This window comes from Vibrio clamense (genome assembly GCF_050337905.1).
GTDB classification, from domain to species: Bacteria; Pseudomonadota; Gammaproteobacteria; order Enterobacterales; family Vibrionaceae; genus Vibrio; species Vibrio cortegadensis.
Genome location: NZ_JAKJTJ010000021.1, coordinates 1 through 18,141, shown reverse-complemented (window position 1 = coordinate 18,141; position 18,141 = coordinate 1). Strand labels below are relative to the sequence as shown.

The 18,141-nt window shown below is 40.5% G+C and carries 17 protein-coding genes; 10 read left to right on the top strand and 7 right to left on the bottom strand.

The genetic code is table 11. The features are described from left to right. Nucleotides 1-242 precede the first annotated feature (242 nt). From L4C39_RS07840 to L4C39_RS07820, 5 genes are all read left to right on the top strand, one after another. A complete protein-coding gene (locus L4C39_RS07840) occupies nt 243-1,157 on the top strand; it encodes a TIGR01777 family oxidoreductase (protein WP_429745277.1) in 915 nt (304 codons plus the stop codon). 30 nt (nt 1,158-1,187) lie between these two features. After that, nucleotides 1,188-2,015 (top strand): SDR family oxidoreductase, encoded by an 828-nt coding sequence (locus L4C39_RS07835; protein ID WP_429745275.1) that lies wholly within the window; start codon nt 1,188-1,190, stop codon nt 2,013-2,015. 413 nt (nt 2,016-2,428) lie between these two features. Continuing rightward, the gene (locus tag L4C39_RS07830) at nt 2,429-3,283 is read left to right on the top strand and encodes a co-chaperone YbbN (RefSeq protein WP_429745273.1); all 855 of its coding nucleotides are present in this window, start codon (nt 2,429-2,431) and stop codon (nt 3,281-3,283) included. Nucleotides 3,284-3,492: 209 nt separating this feature from the next. Further along, nucleotides 3,493-4,413 carry an SPFH domain-containing protein gene (locus L4C39_RS07825; protein ID WP_113795826.1) on the top strand — a complete coding sequence of 307 codons (921 nt, stop codon included), beginning with the start codon at nt 3,493-3,495 and terminating at the stop codon, nt 4,411-4,413. 11 nt (nt 4,414-4,424) lie between these two features. Next, the gene (locus L4C39_RS07820) at nt 4,425-4,874 is read left to right on the top strand and encodes an NfeD family protein (protein WP_371729543.1); all 450 of its coding nucleotides are present in this window, start codon (nt 4,425-4,427) and stop codon (nt 4,872-4,874) included. Between the two features lie 545 nt (nt 4,875-5,419). Here the strand turns inward: L4C39_RS07820 and cueR are convergent. From cueR to zipA, 5 genes are all read right to left on the bottom strand, one after another. Then, complete coding sequence (cueR, locus tag L4C39_RS07815) at nt 5,420-5,815, bottom strand: Cu(I)-responsive transcriptional regulator (RefSeq protein WP_171756163.1); 396 nt, start codon at nt 5,813-5,815, stop codon at nt 5,420-5,422. Nucleotides 5,816-5,829: 14 nt separating this feature from the next. Further along, nucleotides 5,830-6,192, bottom strand: a complete 363-nt coding sequence (locus tag L4C39_RS07810; RefSeq protein ID WP_113795823.1) for a DUF2799 domain-containing protein — start codon at nt 6,190-6,192, stop codon at nt 5,830-5,832. A 64-nt stretch (nt 6,193-6,256) separates the two neighbouring features. Further along, nucleotides 6,257-7,606, bottom strand: a complete 1,350-nt coding sequence (locus L4C39_RS07805) for a multidrug transporter (RefSeq protein WP_113795822.1) — start codon at nt 7,604-7,606, stop codon at nt 6,257-6,259. A gap of 524 nt (nt 7,607-8,130) precedes the next feature. Further along, nucleotides 8,131-10,140: an NAD-dependent DNA ligase LigA gene (gene ligA, locus L4C39_RS07800; protein ID WP_429745517.1), complete on the bottom strand. Its 2,010-nt coding sequence runs from the start codon at nt 10,138-10,140 to the stop codon at nt 8,131-8,133. Nucleotides 10,141-10,267: 127 nt separating this feature from the next. Next, a complete protein-coding gene (gene zipA, locus L4C39_RS07795; protein WP_429745270.1) occupies nt 10,268-11,203 on the bottom strand; it encodes a cell division protein ZipA in 936 nt (311 codons plus the stop codon). Nucleotides 11,204-11,453: 250 nt separating this feature from the next. Between zipA and cysZ the strand changes: the two genes are divergently transcribed. The 5 genes from cysZ to crr all read left to right on the top strand — a co-directional run bounded on the left by cysZ (nt 11,454) and on the right by crr (nt 16,342). Next, nucleotides 11,454-12,200 (top strand): sulfate transporter CysZ, encoded by a 747-nt coding sequence (gene cysZ / locus L4C39_RS07790; protein WP_429745268.1) that lies wholly within the window; start codon nt 11,454-11,456, stop codon nt 12,198-12,200. A 202-nt stretch (nt 12,201-12,402) separates the two neighbouring features. Then, complete coding sequence (gene cysK, locus L4C39_RS07785; protein WP_017053289.1) at nt 12,403-13,371, top strand: cysteine synthase A; 969 nt, start codon at nt 12,403-12,405, stop codon at nt 13,369-13,371. A 298-nt stretch (nt 13,372-13,669) separates the two neighbouring features. Continuing rightward, the gene (locus tag L4C39_RS07780) at nt 13,670-13,927 is read left to right on the top strand and encodes an HPr family phosphocarrier protein (protein WP_113795818.1); all 258 of its coding nucleotides are present in this window, start codon (nt 13,670-13,672) and stop codon (nt 13,925-13,927) included. 137 nt (nt 13,928-14,064) lie between these two features. After that, a complete protein-coding gene (gene ptsI, locus L4C39_RS07775) occupies nt 14,065-15,792 on the top strand; it encodes a phosphoenolpyruvate-protein phosphotransferase PtsI (protein WP_113795817.1) in 1,728 nt (575 codons plus the stop codon). Nucleotides 15,793-15,832: 40 nt separating this feature from the next. After that, nucleotides 15,833-16,342 carry a PTS glucose transporter subunit IIA gene (gene crr, locus L4C39_RS07770; protein ID WP_017053292.1) on the top strand — a complete coding sequence of 170 codons (510 nt, stop codon included), beginning with the start codon at nt 15,833-15,835 and terminating at the stop codon, nt 16,340-16,342. Between the two features lie 87 nt (nt 16,343-16,429). On the opposite strand, the gene L4C39_RS07765 is transcribed toward crr, so the two are convergent. After that, nucleotides 16,430-17,557 (bottom strand): flagellin, encoded by a 1,128-nt coding sequence (locus tag L4C39_RS07765; protein ID WP_429745265.1) that lies wholly within the window; start codon nt 17,555-17,557, stop codon nt 16,430-16,432. Nucleotides 17,558-17,741: 184 nt separating this feature from the next. Continuing rightward, nucleotides 17,742-18,141: flagellin (locus L4C39_RS07760; protein ID WP_429745263.1), on the bottom strand; the 400-nt coding region annotated here is incomplete at its 5' end.

Below are 18,141 nucleotides of genomic sequence, written 5' to 3'. Positions count from 1 at the left end.
GTCACTCATTAACCTATGAAACTGTCATACCTATGAAACCATCATGGCAAATAGTCGTCTATATAGGTGTGACAAAGGTTAGGCACTTAATACATTTAGCTACTCAATTGTTAAAAATGTGAACCGCTCGCACAAGCAGCTGAATATAATTGAGTTTTTCCACTGTTTATTTCACACCAGCTCACTTCAACCTGAGCTTATTACGGCTTAACTGTCTATAATTGGTACACAGCGGAGGGAATATGAAGATACTATTGACAGGTGGAACGGGTTTTATTGGAAAGGAACTCATTAAATGCTTTAGAACGGAGCAAATTGTATTACTGACGAGAAACCCGCAAAACGCACAGCAAAATTTACAACACGCGAATACTGGAAATATCACTTACATCAACACATTAGATAAATTTAGCGATCTTAATGATGTTGATGTTGTCATTAATCTGGCAGGTGAAGCGATTGCAGAAAAACGATGGAACGCCAAGCAAAAAGAAACCATCTGCAATAGCCGTTGGAAACTCACTGAAAAAATCGTCGAACTCATTCATGCGAGCACTGAACCTCCTAGCGTATTTATTAGCGGTTCTGCCGTAGGATATTATGGTGATCAACAAGATCACCCTTTCGACGAAAGTCTTCATGTCCATCAAGTTGGTTTTCCGCATCAAGTCTGCTCCCACTGGGAACAAATCGCGAAGCGTTCTCAATCTGAGCTCACACGAGTATGCCTCCTTCGAACTGGGATTGTGCTAGGTAAAGATGGGGGAGCCTTGGACAAAATGTTACTGCCTTACAAGCTAGGGCTCGGTGGGCCAATAGGCAAAGGCAAGCAATATATGCCTTGGATTCATATGTTAGACATGGTTAGAGCCATTGTTTATTTAGTAGAAACGCCACATGCTAGTGGTGAATTCAATGTTTGTGCGCCTCATCCCGTCACCAATAAAACTTTCAGCCGCTCTTTAGCTAAAGCACTAAAAAGACCTCATTTACTTTTCACTCCTAAATGGATATTGAAATTAATGATGGGAGAATCCTCATGCTTGCTTTTTGATAGTATTCGAGCCAAGCCTAAAAAATTAACCGAGCTGGGGTTCATTTTTGCTTACTCTAGAATAGAGCCTGCTCTTAAAAATTTACTGCAAAACCAAAATTAAATTCATACAAGACCATTAATGAGAGTCACAATGTCAAAGGCTATATTGATTACAGGATGTTCAACGGGGATTGGTTACACTTGTGCTCATGCGCTACATCAACAAGGTTATCAAGTCATCGCATCATGCCGAAACCAGGATGATGTTGTAAAACTTCAGCAGGAAGGTCTCACTTGCATCCAGTTAGACTTAAGTTGCACTGATAGCATCCGTTCTGGCGCGACAGAGGCCCTACGCTTGTGTGATGGAGATCTTTATGCACTGTTTAATAATGGTGCTTATGGACAGCCAGGAGCGTTAGAAGATCTACCAACCGATGGATTAAGAACGCAGTTTGAAACCAATTTTTTTGGCTGGCATGAACTCGTACTTCAACTTCTCCCGTCAATGAGAAAGCAAGGAACAGGGCGTATTATTCAAAATAGCTCCGTTCTCGGTTTTGCCGCCATGAAATATCGAGGGGCATACAACGCATCCAAATTTGCAATTGAAGGTTGGACTGACACTCTACGCCTTGAGCTATATCAATCAGGAGTTCATATCTCTCTTATCGAACCCGGACCAATCGAAACTCAGTTTCGTGCAAATGCGCTTATTGCATTTAAAAAGTGGATAAACATTGAAGACAGTGTCCATAGCACCTACTACCAACAACAAGTTTCACGTCTAGCCAACGATGAATCGAATAATGCGTTTGTACTCCCAGCGGAAGCTTGCATCGCACCAGTACTGCATGCATTAGAGTCCAAGTCACCCAAATTACGCTATAGGATCACGACCCCAACGAAAGTGTTTGCCTTTCTAAAACGCATTCTACCCGCGAAATGGTTAGATCCTATCTTACGCAAAGCCGCTTAGAACTTATGATTATTAGAACTTATGACTAAAGGCTTTGGCTTAGGGCTGGGCGGAAGACCTAGCTATTAGTATTCATCACTGAATCAAAATAAAGTGGCGATCGATTAAACATTGTCACTTACTCGTAACAATCACCTGTCATTATAAAAATGAGCATATCCCGATTGCAATTAGCGTGTTACGACAGGTAAATACATGACCCTAAACCAACTCAATTTGATAGGTGTTGGTGTTGCATTAACACTATTTTTATTGTTTTGAGCACCACCCCTTATCATTCGTATCAAGCATCGAAAACGCCCACTAATTTTTATTAAGTTTGGGCGTTTTTCGATTCAGCTCTTGAAGTTAAAGAGAAGAACCCATATTTAATAACTAATCTGAACTCGAGATAATTACCAAGGATTTCCGGAATGCAGTCACCTCATGTTGTAGAATTCAATGAAAGTAACTTTCGTCAAATACTAGAAGGTTCGTCACAAGCTCCTGTACTCATCCATTTTTGGGCTCCGTCTCATCCAGAAAGCACTCAAATTATCCCTGAGCTACAAAGCCTTACTCAACAATATAATGGAGCCTTCACTCTGGCACTGCTCAATTGCGAGCAAGAACAAACTATTGCTGGCCAATTTGGTGTACAAGCCCTACCCACTATTGCCTTATTCGTTAACGGCCAACCTGTTGATGGCCTTGGTGGACCTCAAACCATCGAATCTATCGTCGCAATGCTAGACAAACATTTGCCGAATCAAGATGAGATGAAATTACGTCACGCATTAGAAAAAATGCAATCTGGCGAGCATGCGGAAGCATTAGTGGCTTTACGTGAGCTACCGGAATCCATAACCACTAAGGGTGAAGTAAAACTCGCCATTGCAGACTGTTTGCTCGAAATGGGTCAGTTCTCTGATGCTGAAATTCAATTGAAAACTATCCCTCTTGAATATCAAGACAACTATTATAAGAGCATGATTGCGAAGCTAGAACTGCACCAACAAGCCGCAGATAGTCCTGAAATCCAATCTCTAGAATTACAATTTCAACAAGATACAAGTAATACACAATTAGCTCATGACTTGGCATTGCAATATCACCAAGTAAGCCGTGATGAAGAAGCATTAGAGCTATTATGGTCATTCATACGTTCGGATTTAAATGTTCAAGATGGTGATCTCAAAAAAGCATTCATGGATATTCTTAGCGCACTAGGACAAGGTAACGCGATTTCTGGAAAATACAGAAGACAGCTTTATTCTCTACTATATTAATCATTAGTTTCGCCAATAATCGTCATATGAGTAGCGACGAATAAAGCAAAACACCTCATGTAAACAAAGAGCTCAGCTAGAGCTCTTTTTTATGCGATGAATACAAGTTCCAACTGAGTTCTCATTTATAAATTTGCCCCCAAAGCAAAAGTGATCAACAATAAATTAATTGCATATCAAACACTTTCTCATTTTAAAAAGGAATTACCATGGCTATTGATGCTTTAATCACTATAGGTGGTTTTATTATTGTTGCAGTTGTTTTTATTTTCGCAGGAATTAAAGCGGTACCCCAAGGAAGCAACTGGACTGTTGAACGCTTCGGACGCTATACCCAAACGTTAAAACCAGGGTTGAACCTTATCATCCCTTTCGTTGATAAAGTCGGCAACCGTATCAGCATGATGGAGCGCGTATTAGACATACCAGCTCAAGAAGTCATTTCGAAAGATAATGCAAATGTTGTCATTGATGCCGTTTGTTTTGTTCAAGTTATCGATGCACCAAAAGCTGCATACGAAGTTAACGATTTGGAGCATGCAATTCGTAACCTAACCTTGACCAACATTCGTACAGTTTTAGGCTCTATGGAGCTTGATGAAATGCTCAGCCAACGTGACATGATCAACACAAAACTACTGACCATTGTCGATGCTGCGACTAACCCTTGGGGCGTTAAAGTTACCCGTATCGAAATCAAAGATGTACAGCCACCAGCCGATCTTACCGCTGCAATGAACGCTCAGATGAAAGCGGAACGAAACAAACGTGCAGATGTCTTAGAAGCAGAAGGTATTCGTCAGGCTGAGATTCTCAAAGCAGAAGGCCACAAGCAATCCGAAATTCTGCGTGCTGAAGGGGAAAAACAAGCTGCAATTTTACAAGCAGAAGCTCGTGAACGTGCAGCCGAAGCCGAAGCAAAAGCAACAGAAATGGTTTCTCAAGCGATAGCACAAGGTGATATGCAAGCGGTTAATTACTTTATCGCGCAAGGTTATACCGATGCGCTTAAGAGTATCGGCCAAGCTGAAAATGGTAAAATTATTATGCTACCACTTGAAGCGACAGGTCTGATGGGCTCAGTTGCTGGAATAGCTGAAATGTTTAAAGCGCAACCTGAAGATAAATAAGGCAATTTTTAATGGTTGAATTATTGGAACAGATGAATCATTGGCACTGGCTTGCTTTTGGTTTGCTACTTTTAGCGGCTGAGCTGCTGGGTACTGCTGGCTATTTTTTATGGCTTGGTATTTCAGCCATTCTCGTGGGGCTTATTTTCTCGATCCTGCCGGTGAGCTGGCAATTGCAGTGGGTTAGCTTTGGTGTCTTTTCACTGATCACAACATGGTTATGGTGGAGAAGACAATTTAAACAAGATAAAAAATCTGATCAACAGCGCGAACTCAATCAACGAGAAAAGCAATTAATCGGAATGACGACCCGTCTGGAGGAAGATGTGCAAGCGGGAGATTGCCGCATTAAGCTTGGTGATACCACCTGGTCAGCGAGATGCGATCAAGATATCTCTAAAGGCACTCAAATAAGAGTCATCGATGTGGATGGAATCATATTATTTATTGAACCAATATAATTAATACCTAACAGTAATGGTGGTATTTATATCACCATTACTGTAATTTCGAGTACTGATTTAATATCCAATTGATTACCAAAGGAAATAGTTACTAATTATCTAACACAAAGTAAGCTTTTATTTCATAAACTTAGCTCTGCCACTCAATCTTCCCTCACTAACCTCATAGATTTAACTTGTTTAATCCATATTTATTTATACTTTTTTTAATAAATAAATTTTGATTATATTAATTTTTTTTGACCTTTTACGAATAATGCATCTATTATTTTCACGTACATACATTTAAATAATTATAATCAATAAGTGAGGATCTAATGAAACATGCTTTTTTAATTACGTTATTATCACTATTTATTATCCCATCAACGAGTAATGCGAGTCAAAATGGAGGAAAATCCTTTGGTAGCGCTATGAAATGTACATTTAATTCAGGGGCCGTTGAAATGCTCCCAAGAGAACTCTGTAAAGTTTATGGCGGAAAAACAAATTAACATCACACAAGAGGCTAGAGATCAGTAGATAAAAATACGATCTCTAGCTCATTCATTTTGTCTGACTAAATCTTCAAGAATAGGGCATGCATGATCATTGTTGCCTGGACATTTGTTGATCCAGAGCTCTAATTGCGACTTGATAATCATCAATTCATTTAGTTTGCTGTTTACTTCATCAAGTTTAGTTAGTGCTTTTTCTTTAACTTCAGCACTTGTCGCTTCAGGGTTATTCGCTAGCTGAACTAAACCTTTACACTCTTCTAAAGTGAAGCCTACTCTTCTTGAGCGAGCAACAACCATAAGTTGTTCTGCGTGCTTTTTAGTATAAACACGGTATCCATTGTCTGATCTCAATGGAGGAGAAATCAATCCTTTGTCTTCGTATAAACGCACTGATTTAGATGACAACCCTGTAATTTTTGCAACTTCACTTATATTCATCTTTTATACCTAAATTAGCGTTTATAAAAATCAGCTCCGATAAATGCATCCCAACCACGCTGCCACTCAACCTTTATCATGACGGCTTGCTCATGATCCTCACACTGTCCATTATAGCGTATACCACTGATACCCTTTGCAAAAGCATTATACGGATTGCAATATTCTAAGAGCCCCTTTTGATAACCTAATGAATATGGTGTGATTTGAAAAGGTACTTTCGCTTTTATTCTATCCAGTATATCAGATTCAACACCATAGCCACTCCGCCCTAGCCTTTCACCTTGACTAAACCAAAACTCATCATCCGTCTGTACATTTTTTGCACATGCAGTCATGGTCATTATAAAACAAGTACAAAGTATAAGTTTCTTCATAAAAAGCCTCTTATATAAAAAAGCTGAGCATACAATGCTCAGCTTTTTCTCATTACTATTTAAGTTATTTTACATTAAATGGGATTGCTAAAATCAACTTAAAGTCTGTTTCATCTTGGAACAAGTTAGCATAGCCATTCCAGCTTGGAGCGTCAGTATCGTTAAAGTACTGAGTGTAATGGAAGGCAACAGTTGCATCTTTAAGAGCGCCAGCTTGAATTGCATAGTTTGCAAATGCACTGTAAGAGTACTCAGTAAGGTCATCATAGCCATCTACTGAAGAACCACCGCCATATGCTCCACTAACACCAGCGCTGAAACCAGTGCCACCTATATCAGCGAAATCACGACTAACTGAACCAAATACAGCTAACTCTTCATGGTGGTTGAAATCAGAACGGTTGTTCCACCAGATATCGTACGCACCATTTGAACCGCCATAGCCAGCTGTTGGGCGATACGCAAACCAGTTACCATCTTCTTCAGCCATTGTGTATGTCGCTTCTGCTCGGTACGAATATGGACCAGAAGAGTAGCTAGATAGGAAGGCTAATTGATACCCAGTATCACCATCATCATATTGATTATCATCGTTGACATAATACAGTTGAGGTGACCAGTAGATTCCACCTTCAGTTGTCCCTTTCACTTTAAAGTGTGCCGTTGTACGTTCATCTAACTTAGAAAAAGCACCGTCTAAAGCAATACCATTATCTAATTTATAGCGAGCACCAACAGAAAATAAGATTTCGTCATCACCATCAACACCAATGAATGCATCAGTTTCTTTATACCATGGAGCTTTATATTCATCAGCAATAACGAAGCCAAGATCTAGAGCACCAAATGTACCGCCAATTTCACCACCACGGTATGTACCTGGAGCAAATGACCAGTTAACACCCAAGCCACTTGCTACTGACGGTTGGAAGTAACCAAGTTTAGCTTTAATATTTTCACCAAACTTAAACTTAGCCGCTGCAGTTGCGAATGAAACGCCACCTTTTTCTAGTTGACCCCAACAGCCCGAAGAATTTGGTCCATCACAATCTAGGAAGTTCATTTCATGACCAGCACCCACAGAATCATTCCACATATCCCATGTACTGTAGATAACAAAATCAGCACCTACTACATCATTCACATAACCAGAATTAAAACCAAGGTTCACAAAAATACTACCGTGGTTTAGGTTCGTTTCTTTCTTAGTATCATTACCATCTGCATCAGTACCTGCACGGTCACGAGCGCGCATCCAGAAATTTAGATTACCGCTAATTGTTGACTCAGAGAAAAACTCCGACACTTCACCCGTATACTCAGGACCTACTGGGTCATTTGCAAACGCTGGAGCTGCTGCAAGAGCCCCTACCATTGCCGCCGTAATAGCAGATACTTTAAAAAATTTGTCCATGGAAAAACTCCTAAAAAATGGATATAGCTGTATTTTTATTTTTCTCACCTTAAGTTGGCCGCCGAAGGGAGAAGTGATTTCCTATTAAAAACCTAATTATTCCTAATCACGGTTTTTGTGTTTCCTGCATACACCGTGTGTACCCATGGCTATAAGACTAACTTCGCAGCAAAAAACATCAATCAGAACTTAATTTTTATCTAAAAAAATATGACCGATAACTAACTTTCATCAACTTAGTGATCTTGATCTTGTTTTTTCATACACAGAACCAAAAAGAAACCAAACCAAATAAAAACAACAACTTAACAACAGAGAAGAGTGCAAAAAATTGAAGTGCCTCGCATAAAGATAAGGAAAGAACTGCTTTTTATACATAAGAGATCACTCTCACAAACAAAAAAGTGTGGTTCGTATATGAACTTTTTTAAAAATGTAAAATAAATATATTTCCTAGCAGTAACAGACAAAAAAAGGCGTTGGTAAAAACCAACGCCTTTTAGAAATTTTTAGCTATTTATGAACTAGGACATTAAAGAAATGAGGTCTTGCTCGGATTTGATTTCCACGCCTAAATCTTGTGCCTTGGCTAATTTTGAACCTGCATTTTCGCCAGCAAATAGAATATCGGTTTTCTTAGAGACACTACCTGTCACCTTAGCCCCTAAAGCCTGCAATGCAGATTTCGCTTCACTCCGACCTAATTGAGAGAGACTTCCTGTGAGCACCACGGTTTTTCCAGCTAATGGCTGAGGAGTATCTTCACTTGCAGCCACTACATCATCCCAAACCACACCATTCTCAATAAGTTTATTAACAACGTTCATATTAGTTTCTTGAGAGAAAAAAGTAACAATATGTCGCGCAACAATATCGCCAATATCGGAAACTTTAACTAATGCTTCATGATCTGCGGCGATAACGGCTTCTAAAGAACAAAAATGCTGTGCCAAATTTGCAGCGGTCGCTTCACCCACTTCTCTAATACCTAACGAATAAAGAAATCTAGGCAGGGTTGTTTGTTTTGATTTTTCCAGTGCCGCTACAACATTTTGTGCCGACTTAGGCCCCATACGATCTAAAACGGTCAATACACCTGCACTTAACTTAAACAAGTCCGCAGGCGTATCCACCATCTCACGCTCAACGAGCTGCTCGATAACTTTTACACCTAGCCCATCAACATCCAGAGCCTTACGAGAAACAAAATGCTTTATGGCCTCTGAACGCTGCGCCTGACACACAAGTCCTCCCGTACAGCGCGCGACTGCCTCTCCCTCAATGCGTTCGATCTGAGAGTCACAGACGGGGCAAGTTTGTGGGAAAACGATGTCTGTTGCGTTTTCAGGGCGACGTTCCAACACAGCTGATACAATTTGCGGTATGACATCACCAGCGCGGCGAATAATGACACTATCGCCAATTTTCACGCCTAATCTTTCAATTTCATCAGCATTATGCAACGTCGCGTTACTGACAGTTACGCCACCGACGAATATTGGTTCCAGTTTGGCTACTGGCGTTATTGCCCCCGTTCGCCCAACTTGAAATTCAACATCATTTAACAAGGTGATCTCTTCTTGCGCTGGAAATTTATAAGCAATGGCCCAGCGGGGTGCTCGTGCAACGAAACCTAATTGGATTTGAGCATCAATATCATCGACTTTAATGACCACGCCATCGATCTCGTAAGAAAGCGCATCACGGCGTTGCATTATCTCTTGGTAATACGCCTTCACGTCATCAAGAGATGTTAATTGACGCGTTTCAGGGCACATAGGCAGCCCCCACGCTTTCAGTTGCACAAATCTATCGTAATGGCTGTTCTTTAGCTCAATGCCTTCCACTACACCCACACTGTACGCATAAAAACTTAAAGGCCGTTTTGCGGTAATTCTAGAATCTAGTTGACGTAAGCTCCCTGCCGCGGCATTTCTTGGGTTAACAAAAACTTTATCGCCTTTTTTCAGCGCTAGTTCATTAAGTTTCTCAAAACCCGCTTTGGGCATAAAAACTTCACCACGCACTTCAATACGCTGTGGCCACCCTTCACCTTGGAGTTTTAGAGGAATAGCGCTGATGGTACGTACATTTTCAGTGATATTCTCACCCGTACTACCATCACCACGCGTTGCAGCTTGAACTAAGATGCCATTCTCATAAAGAAGACTCACCGCTAAACCATCCAGCTTTGGTTCACAACAGAAAAGATCGAGGTTCGCTAATAGAGCACGATCTTTCATTCGCTTATAAAAACTGTCTAACTCTTGATCATCAAATGCATTATCTAGCGACAACATTGGAATTTCATGGCTAACCTGAGTAAACCCGTCTAACGGTTTACCTCCAACGCGCTGACTAGGAGAGTCAATAGTGATCAAATCGGGGTGTAACTCCTCCAACTCTAGTAACTCACGCATTAAACGATCATATTCAGCATCGGGAATTACCGGGTTATCTTCTACATAGTACAAAATGGCGTGGTGATGTAAGGTTTCACGAAGTTGATCTAATTTAATTTGAATATCATTCATTTGTTCTGAGCTTAATAGGGGCATGAGTTTCTCTACTTACTTTCCTAAAACATATTGCAATAAAAAAGGCCCCTCAAAGGAGCCTTCATTTCTCACTGCATTAATGTTTAATCAGTATTAATACGGTTTATTTGGCACTTTGCGCGGCTTTAAATTCTTGTATTTGACGGCGACAAGCTGCAATTCTATCTGGCGTGATCAGATTACGAGCTTCGTCTAATACGTTACCTGACATGTCATCAGCAATCTGCTGAGCCGTTTTCAACATTAACTTGAAATTCTGTTCTGCATCGCCATAGCAAGGCAGCGTCATGAAGAACGAAATCCCTTTTGTAGAAAAATCAGCAGGATCGCTATGTTCTAAAGTCCCAGGTTGCATCATATTCGCAACGCTAAATAGCACTTTTCCAGTTCCAGACAAATCTGAATGTCGATGGAAAATCGCCATTTCACCATAAATCAATCCATTTTGCTGCATGCTATCAAATAGTTTAGTGCCTACAAATGGTTCTTCACCTGAGCAATGCACATTCAGCACAATCACTTGCATTTCAGGTTCAGGTTGCTCTTTAATAGCCTCTGAATTTTGATTATCCGAAAGTGAGCTTTGCGAAAGTGCAGAGTTATCATCATCTTCAATCGCAGAAAAAGAGTCGACTCTATCAAATCCACTAAGCTCTTCTTCATTTACGATAACGTCATCGTTCCCTTGTTCATCTGCCGTAAAAGGAACGAATTCTTCTGCTTTCGATTCTTTAGAAACGCTCAATTCAAGTTCATCTTGAGTATGATCAATCAAGGGATCGACAAATTCAGGTTCATCATTATGACCAAAATCAGGTTCTTTTCTCACTTTACGAATGATTTCAAAATCATCCTCAGGAGCAAATGAGCGAACAGGCGCCTCTTCTTTCTCATCAGAATCGTCTAAATCTAGTTTACCGAGTGGCTTATTCCCAAACTTAGATTTCCCTTCTTTCTTACTAGTCCAAAGACCATGAAACAATAATGCGGCGATCGCTAGCGCGCCAACAATTATGAGTACGAATCGCAATTCCTGCATTGTTTACTCTCTGCTTCTTAGTGATAGCATTTAAATGGTGTTATTTTAATCATCTTAATAAAAACACTCTAAATCAACGTCACTAAGGTGGGTTAAATCGGCTTATACCGCTACTCTATCAAATCTCTATGCTATTTTAGAACAACTTAATGTGAGAAGTTCCCCACATGCTGAGATTTTCATCATGCTTTTCTTCTAAATTTGGTTAAGTACAATACAAAAAGTCATTTACGGTAAAATATAAAACATTATGAACTCAGAGAACAAACAAAGATCAGGTTTTGGCTATTTCTTTTATGGATTAGAGTTAGCCCTAACACCGGGCATTCGCCAATATGTATTACTTCCACTTCTCGCAAATATCGTACTAGTCGGCGGGGCGTTGTTTTTCCTATTTTCAAACCTTGATGCTTGGATAACCAACTGGATGGGGCAACTTCCTGAATTTCTTTCATGGTTAAGTTATCTTTTGTGGCCGCTTCTTGTATTGACTATTCTGGCTACTTTCTCTTACTTCTTCAGTACGCTAGCCAATTTTATAGCGGCTCCATTTAATGGTCTATTAGCTGAAAAAGTAGAGATGAAGCTATCTGGTCAGAAAGTCAATGATGATGGCCTGATGGACGTGCTAAAAGATACGCCGCGCATCCTTGCTCGCGAATGGCGCAAATTACGTTATGTCTTACCAAAAGCTATTGGACTCTTTTTAATATTGCTCATTCCCGCTCTTGGCCAAACAGTAGGTCCTATATTGTGGTTTTTATTCACGGCTTGGATGTTAGCGATTCAATACTGTGATTATCCTTTCGATAACCATAAAATCGATTTCTCGACCATGAGAAACAATTTGAAACAAAAACAGGCGAAAGCTTATAGCTTTGGTGCTTTAGTGTCAGTGTTCACCACCATACCTGTGCTGAATCTATTTGTTATGCCAATTGCCGTTTGTGGTGCGACAGCTCTTTGGGTTGCCGAATATAAAGATTTCCACAAATAAACCACTGAATTCCTGAAAAATGAGGAGAACTCTCTCGTGGTTCTCCCATTAATCTACCAACCTCCCATAAGATATAACTTTTTAATCCTTCTCCATTTTTTTGTTCTAACATAAGCTCTCAGTACGACTCCAAACGCTACCCAACAATTGGCGACCATCTTAGATACCCAGTTGTTTAGAACATACATGAAGGAACATCATAATGAGCAAAATTTACGAAGATAACAGCCTAACTATTGGTAACACTCCCCTTGTGCGTTTAAACAAAGTAAGTAAAGGCAAAGTACTCGCTAAAATCGAAGCACGTAATCCAAGCTTCAGTGTGAAATGCCGTATCGGTGCCAATATGATTTGGGAAGCTGAAAAAGCGGGTACTTTAAAGCAGGGAATTGAACTCGTAGAACCAACAAGTGGAAATACTGGTATTGCTTTAGCTTTTGTTGCGGCAGCTCGTGGCTATAAGTTAACTCTGACAATGCCTGAATCAATGAGTTTAGAGCGTCGTAAACTTCTCAAGGCTCTTGGGGCTAACTTAGTTCTTACTGAAGCACCAAAAGGCATGAAAGGCGCTATCGCAAAAGCAGAAGAGATTGTGGCAAGCGACCCAAGTAAGTTCTTACTGTTACAACAATTCAACAACCCAGCTAACCCGCAGATTCACGAAAAAACGACAGGCCCTGAAATTTGGGACGCGACTGATGGCGAGATTGATGTATTCGTTTCTGGTGTGGGTACAGGTGGTACATTAACGGGAACAAGTCGTTACATTAAAGGTGAAAAAGGCAAAGCCATTGTCTCTGTCGCTGTAGAACCAGCGGAATCTCCAGTGATCGCCCAAGCTCTCGCAGGGCAAGAAATCACACCTGCGCCACATAAGATTCAAGGTATTGGTGCCGGATTTATTCCTGGAAACCTCGATTTAGAGTTAATTGACCGTGTAGAAGCCGTCACTTCAGATGAAGCGATTGAGATGGCTCAACGCCTAATGGAAGAGGAAGGAATTCTTGCGGGAATCTCTTCTGGAGCAGCGGTTGTTGCGGCCAACAGATTAGCTGAACTACCTGAATTTGAAGGGAAAACTATTGTAACCATCTTACCAAGCTCTGGTGAGCGTTACCTCAGTACAGCTCTGTTTTCAGGTGTTTTTACCGAGAAAGAGAACCAACAATAATATGTGGTCAAATCAATTTTTAATTTAAAAAAGCCCCTTTATGGGGCTTTTTTGTTGATCCTGACTCCACCTTTGGTAATATCAGCCCTGTATTATTTTAAGCTTCAAAATAAAAGAAGCAAAATACACATTTTCATTGATCGCAGGTTTGGTTTAATCAAATTGGCGATTGAAAAAAATTAAACTAGTATCAGTTCTAATACGATTGAGAAACTTCTTCCCTAGCCGGAACAGGTTAAAACGGTTAAGCTGAAATGGTTAATAATCATACAAAAATAAATTAATTGGGGTATATCACATGTACGAGAAGCAAGTAGAAATTACAGCAGAAAATGGTCTTCACACACGTCCTGCTGCACAGTTTGTTAAAGAAGCTAAAGCATTTGACGCAGACATCACTGTAACTTCTAACGGCAAAAGCGCTAGCGCGAAAAGCCTTTTCAAACTGCAAACTCTTGGCCTAGTAAAAGGCACTGTAGTGACTATTTCAGCAGAAGGCCCACAAGCTCAACCTGCAGTTGATCACCTAGTTGCTCTTATGGACCAACTACACTAATAATTGATTTATATTTAAAAGCCATTTTGCTATTGCGAAGTGGCTTTATTAAATATAACCGATCATTGGCGCTATAATTAACGTTAGCAAATAGCACTCATTCTCCCGTTTACAGTTGACCAACTTAAGGTAAAGCTATGATTTCAGGCATCCTAGCATCTCCAGGTATTGCTTTTGGTAAAGCACTACTACTTCAAGAAGATGAAATTGTCCTAAATACTCACTCTATCTCTGACGATCAAGTAGAAGCAGAAGTTCAACGCTTTTTTGATGCTCGTAACAAATCTTCTCAACAATTAGAAATCGTTAGACAAAAAGCACTTGAAACATTTGGCGAAGAAAAAGAAGCAATCTTTGAAGGCCACATCATGTTGCTGGAAGATGAAGAGCTAGAAGAAGAAATTTTAGCCCTTATCAAAAAAGACAAGATGCATGCAGACAACGCGATCCATACCGTGATCGAAGAACAAGCTGTCGCTCTTGAATCTCTTGATGACGAATACCTAAAAGAACGTGCAACAGATATCCGTGATATCGGTACACGCTTTGTTAAAAATGCACTAGGAATCAACATTGTATCTATCAGTGATATCAATGAAGAAGTGATCCTAGTCGCTTACGATCTAACACCGTCAGAAACTGCACAAATCAACCTAGATTACGTTCTTGGTTTCGCTTGTGACATCGGTGGTCGTACTTCTCATACTTCAATCATGGCTCGTTCACTTGAACTTCCAGCTATCGTTGGTACTAACGATATTACGAAGCAAATCAAGAATGGCGACATGCTTGTGCTAGATGCGATGAACAATAAAATCATCGTAAACCCATCAGACGCTGAATTAGCAGAAGCTCAAAAAATCAAAGCCGATTTTGAAGCAGAAGCAGCTGAACTAGCTAAACTTAAAGATTTACCAGCAATCACTCTTGATGATCATCAAGTAGAAGTTTGCGGTAACATCGGTACAGTAAAAGATTGCGATGGCATCATCCGTAACGGTGGTGAAGGCGTTGGTCTGTACCGTACAGAATTCTTATTCATGGATCGCGATGCCCTTCCTACTGAGGAAGAGCAGTACGTTGCTTATAAAGAAGTAGCGGAAGCAATGCATGGTGAATCAGTGATTATCCGTACTATGGATATCGGTGGTGATAAAGATCTACCTTATATGGATCTTCCACAAGAAATGAACCCGTTCCTAGGCTGGCGCGCTGTTCGTATCAGTCTAGATCGTCGTGAAATTTTACGTGACCAACTACGTGGCATCCTGCGTGCTTCTGCACACGGAAAACTACGTATCATGTTCCCAATGATTATCTCTGTTGAAGAAATCCGTGAACTGAAAAAAGCGATTGAAGAATATAAAGTTGAACTTCGAGCTGAAGGTTTGGCCTTCGATGAAGAGATCGAAATTGGCGTTATGGTTGAAACTCCAGCAGCAGCTGCGATTGCTCATCACCTAGCGAAAGAAGTTAGTTTCTTCTCTATTGGCACAAATGACTTAACTCAATATACTCTTGCAGTAGACCGTGGTAACGAGATGATTTCTCATCTTTACAACCCACTTTCTCCAGCTGTTTTAACGGTTATTAAACAAGTTATTGATGCATCTCATAAAGAAGGTAAATGGACTGGTATGTGTGGCGAGCTTGCTGGCGACGAACGTGCTACTCTACTTCTACTTGGTATGGGTCTAGATGAGTTCAGTATGAGCGGAATATCTATCCCTAAAGTGAAGAAAGTTATCCGTAACTCAAACTTCTCTGAAGTAAAAGCGATGGCTGAAGAAGCACTTTCTCTGCCTACAGCGGCAGAAATTCAAGCTTGCGTTGAAAAATTTATCGCAGAAAAGACAAACAACTAATATAATTGGTTGATTCAAAAATATTCTTTAGGAGCAAGACATGGGTCTGTTTGACAAACTTAAGAAACTAGTATCTGACGATAGCGCTGACGCGGGTGCAATCGAAATTATCGCACCTCTATCTGGTGAGATCGTAAACATTGAAGATGTGCCAGACGTAGTTTTCGCTGAAAAAATCGTTGGTGACGGTATCGCGATCAAACCTACTGGCGACAAAATGGTAGCTCCAGTAAACGGTACTATCGGTAAAATCTTCGAAACTAACCACGCATTCTCTATTGAGTCTGATGATGGCGTTGAGCTTTTTGTTCACTTCGGTATCGATACTGTTGAACTAAAAGGCGAAGGCTTCAAGCGTATCGCTGAAGAAGGCCAATCAGTTAAAGCTGGTGACACGGTTATCGAATTTGATCTTGCGCTTCTTGAAGAGAAAGCAAAATCAACATTGACTCCAGTTGTTATCTCTAACATGGACGAAATCAAAGAGTTGAACAAACTTGCTGGTTCTGTTGTTGTTGGTGAAACACCAGTACTGCGCGTAACTAAGTAATTAGCTACCCTAAAACGTAAAAATGCTGCCTAATGGCAGCATTTTTTTTATTCCAGTAAAACCAATCTAGTCAACTAAGGAAATAAACTAAGATAATAAGCCTAATGCTGCACTAGGGATCTGTTTAGCTTGAACCAATAACGTCGATGTCGCTTGCTGTAAGGCTTGAGATTTAAACTGATTAACAGATTCTCTGGCAAAGTCGGCATCTTTAATTCGGCTTTTAGACGCGGTCATGTTCTGATTTATGCTATGCAGGTTATCAATGGTGACTTCAACTCGATTTTGAAAACTACCAATTTCACTGCGGTGTGAATCGACATATTTCATCGCCGTATCGACAAGTGATACGCCCAACTGTGACTGCCCTAGCGAACTTAAGTCTAAATCATCAAGCGTGAGTAAATCACCGCCTTCAAAATCAAGCTGTTCATTCAAACTACCCGAAATATCAAAACCCTTGGGAGCACTCAACGTCCCCATAAACAATTGAAGCTTCCTATCTTCGGTAACAGATGCGTCCACAATATCTTGTTGAGAATTAATGTAAGTCGCGACCTCATTAATACTATCACCGGCCTTCAGTCTAATCTGTTGATTTTGTTTCTCCCCACTCACATCGTCATACTTCACATTCAATGAGAGATTGCTTTTAGGAACTTGCCAAGTTTCATCAACACTTTCATTTGCAATGTAATAATGCCCTCCCGTCTCTGGAAGGTTGGTACTCATATTTTTTAAATGAAGTGATATAGAGTCAGCATTTGGGCTAATGTTGAAGCTCTGGGAACCAAATGAGCCATTAAACAGATTTTTACCTGCAAAAGTGGTCGTTTGAGCAATTCTGTTTAGTTCATCTTTTAATGCACTGGCCTCATGCTGGATCCCATCACGATCATCTTGAGAGTTTGAACCGTTGGATGATTGTAGCGATAATGATCGTAACCGCTGCAGCATGTCACTGCTTTCTTGAAGCGCACTCTCTGCCGTTTGAGCAACCGAGTAGGCATTAGCGGCATTGCTCAACGAAACATCAATACCCCGAGTTTGTGTGCTTAAGGTATTTGATATTTGCATTCCTGCGGCATCGTCACTTGCAGAGTTTATCCGATAGCCTGAATTCAATTTTCGCTGCGTGTCAGATGTTTCAGAAGCAGCGTCGCTAAAATACCGCTGAGTGATCATCGCAGATGTATTAGTATTGAGTGAAATCATCTAACCGATACCTTTCTCCTGTACACCTGTAGTTAACCCACTAGAAATACCAACGTTATTACCTATGTCGTGTCAATCCAGACACCCCATAGGTAATAAGAGTTGCTATGAATAAATCCAGATAAGCAAAAAGCCAAGTAACATTACTTGGCTTCTATTTTATCGTTAAGCTTTAACCTAACATTTAGCCTAGCAAGCTTAATGCTGAGTTAGGCGCTTGCTTCGCTTGTGCAAGAATTGAGCTCGATGCTTGACCAAGAATTTGTGTCTTCGTCATTTGCGTCGTTTCTTTCGCGAAATCAGTATCTTTGATGCGGCTCTTAGAAGCATTAACATTTTCGTTGATGTTGTCTAAGTTGTTGATTGCATGTTCGAAACGGTTTTGGAAAGCACCCAGTTCTGCACGGTGGCTATCGACATATTTAAGTGCTGCATCAATAACCGCTACTGATTCTTGTGAACCGCCAACCGTTCTTACATCAATAGTATCAACCGTTTCTTTACGACCCGCTTGCATGTCTAGCTCACCAGCAAGACCGCCAGAGAATTCAACGTCGCCCGATACTTTGTTGCTACCCGCAAAC

What these genes read in the sequence shown, in the direction of transcription:
- L4C39_RS07820 (WP_371729543.1), top strand. Translation starts at nt 4,425, where the DNA reads ATGGTTGAATTATTGGAACAGATGAATCATTGGCACTGGCTTGCTTTT.
- ptsI (WP_113795817.1), top strand. Translation starts at nt 14,065, where the DNA reads ATGATTTCAGGCATCCTAGCATCTCCAGGTATTGCTTTTGGTAAAGCA.
- crr (WP_017053292.1), top strand. Translation starts at nt 15,833, where the DNA reads ATGGGTCTGTTTGACAAACTTAAGAAACTAGTATCTGACGATAGCGCT.
- L4C39_RS07810 (WP_113795823.1), bottom strand. Translation starts at nt 6,192, where the DNA reads ATGAAGAAACTTATACTTTGTACTTGTTTTATAATGACCATGACTGCA.
- L4C39_RS07780 (WP_113795818.1), top strand. Translation starts at nt 13,670, where the DNA reads ATGTACGAGAAGCAAGTAGAAATTACAGCAGAAAATGGTCTTCACACA.
- L4C39_RS07825 (WP_113795826.1), top strand. Translation starts at nt 3,493, where the DNA reads ATGGCTATTGATGCTTTAATCACTATAGGTGGTTTTATTATTGTTGCA.
- cysZ (WP_429745268.1), top strand. Translation starts at nt 11,454, where the DNA reads ATGAACTCAGAGAACAAACAAAGATCAGGTTTTGGCTATTTCTTTTAT.
- cysK (WP_017053289.1), top strand. Translation starts at nt 12,403, where the DNA reads ATGAGCAAAATTTACGAAGATAACAGCCTAACTATTGGTAACACTCCC.
- L4C39_RS07835 (WP_429745275.1), top strand. Translation starts at nt 1,188, where the DNA reads ATGTCAAAGGCTATATTGATTACAGGATGTTCAACGGGGATTGGTTAC.
- L4C39_RS07830 (WP_429745273.1), top strand. Translation starts at nt 2,429, where the DNA reads ATGCAGTCACCTCATGTTGTAGAATTCAATGAAAGTAACTTTCGTCAA.
- cueR (WP_171756163.1), bottom strand. Translation starts at nt 5,815, where the DNA reads ATGAATATAAGTGAAGTTGCAAAAATTACAGGGTTGTCATCTAAATCA.
- L4C39_RS07840 (WP_429745277.1), top strand. Translation starts at nt 243, where the DNA reads ATGAAGATACTATTGACAGGTGGAACGGGTTTTATTGGAAAGGAACTC.
- zipA (WP_429745270.1), bottom strand. Translation starts at nt 11,203, where the DNA reads ATGCAGGAATTGCGATTCGTACTCATAATTGTTGGCGCGCTAGCGATC.
- ligA (WP_429745517.1), bottom strand. Translation starts at nt 10,140, where the DNA reads ATGAATGATATTCAAATTAAATTAGATCAACTTCGTGAAACCTTACAT.
- L4C39_RS07805 (WP_113795822.1), bottom strand. Translation starts at nt 7,606, where the DNA reads ATGGACAAATTTTTTAAAGTATCTGCTATTACGGCGGCAATGGTAGGG.
- L4C39_RS07765 (WP_429745265.1), bottom strand. Translation starts at nt 17,557, where the DNA reads ATGATTTCACTCAATACTAATACATCTGCGATGATCACTCAGCGGTAT.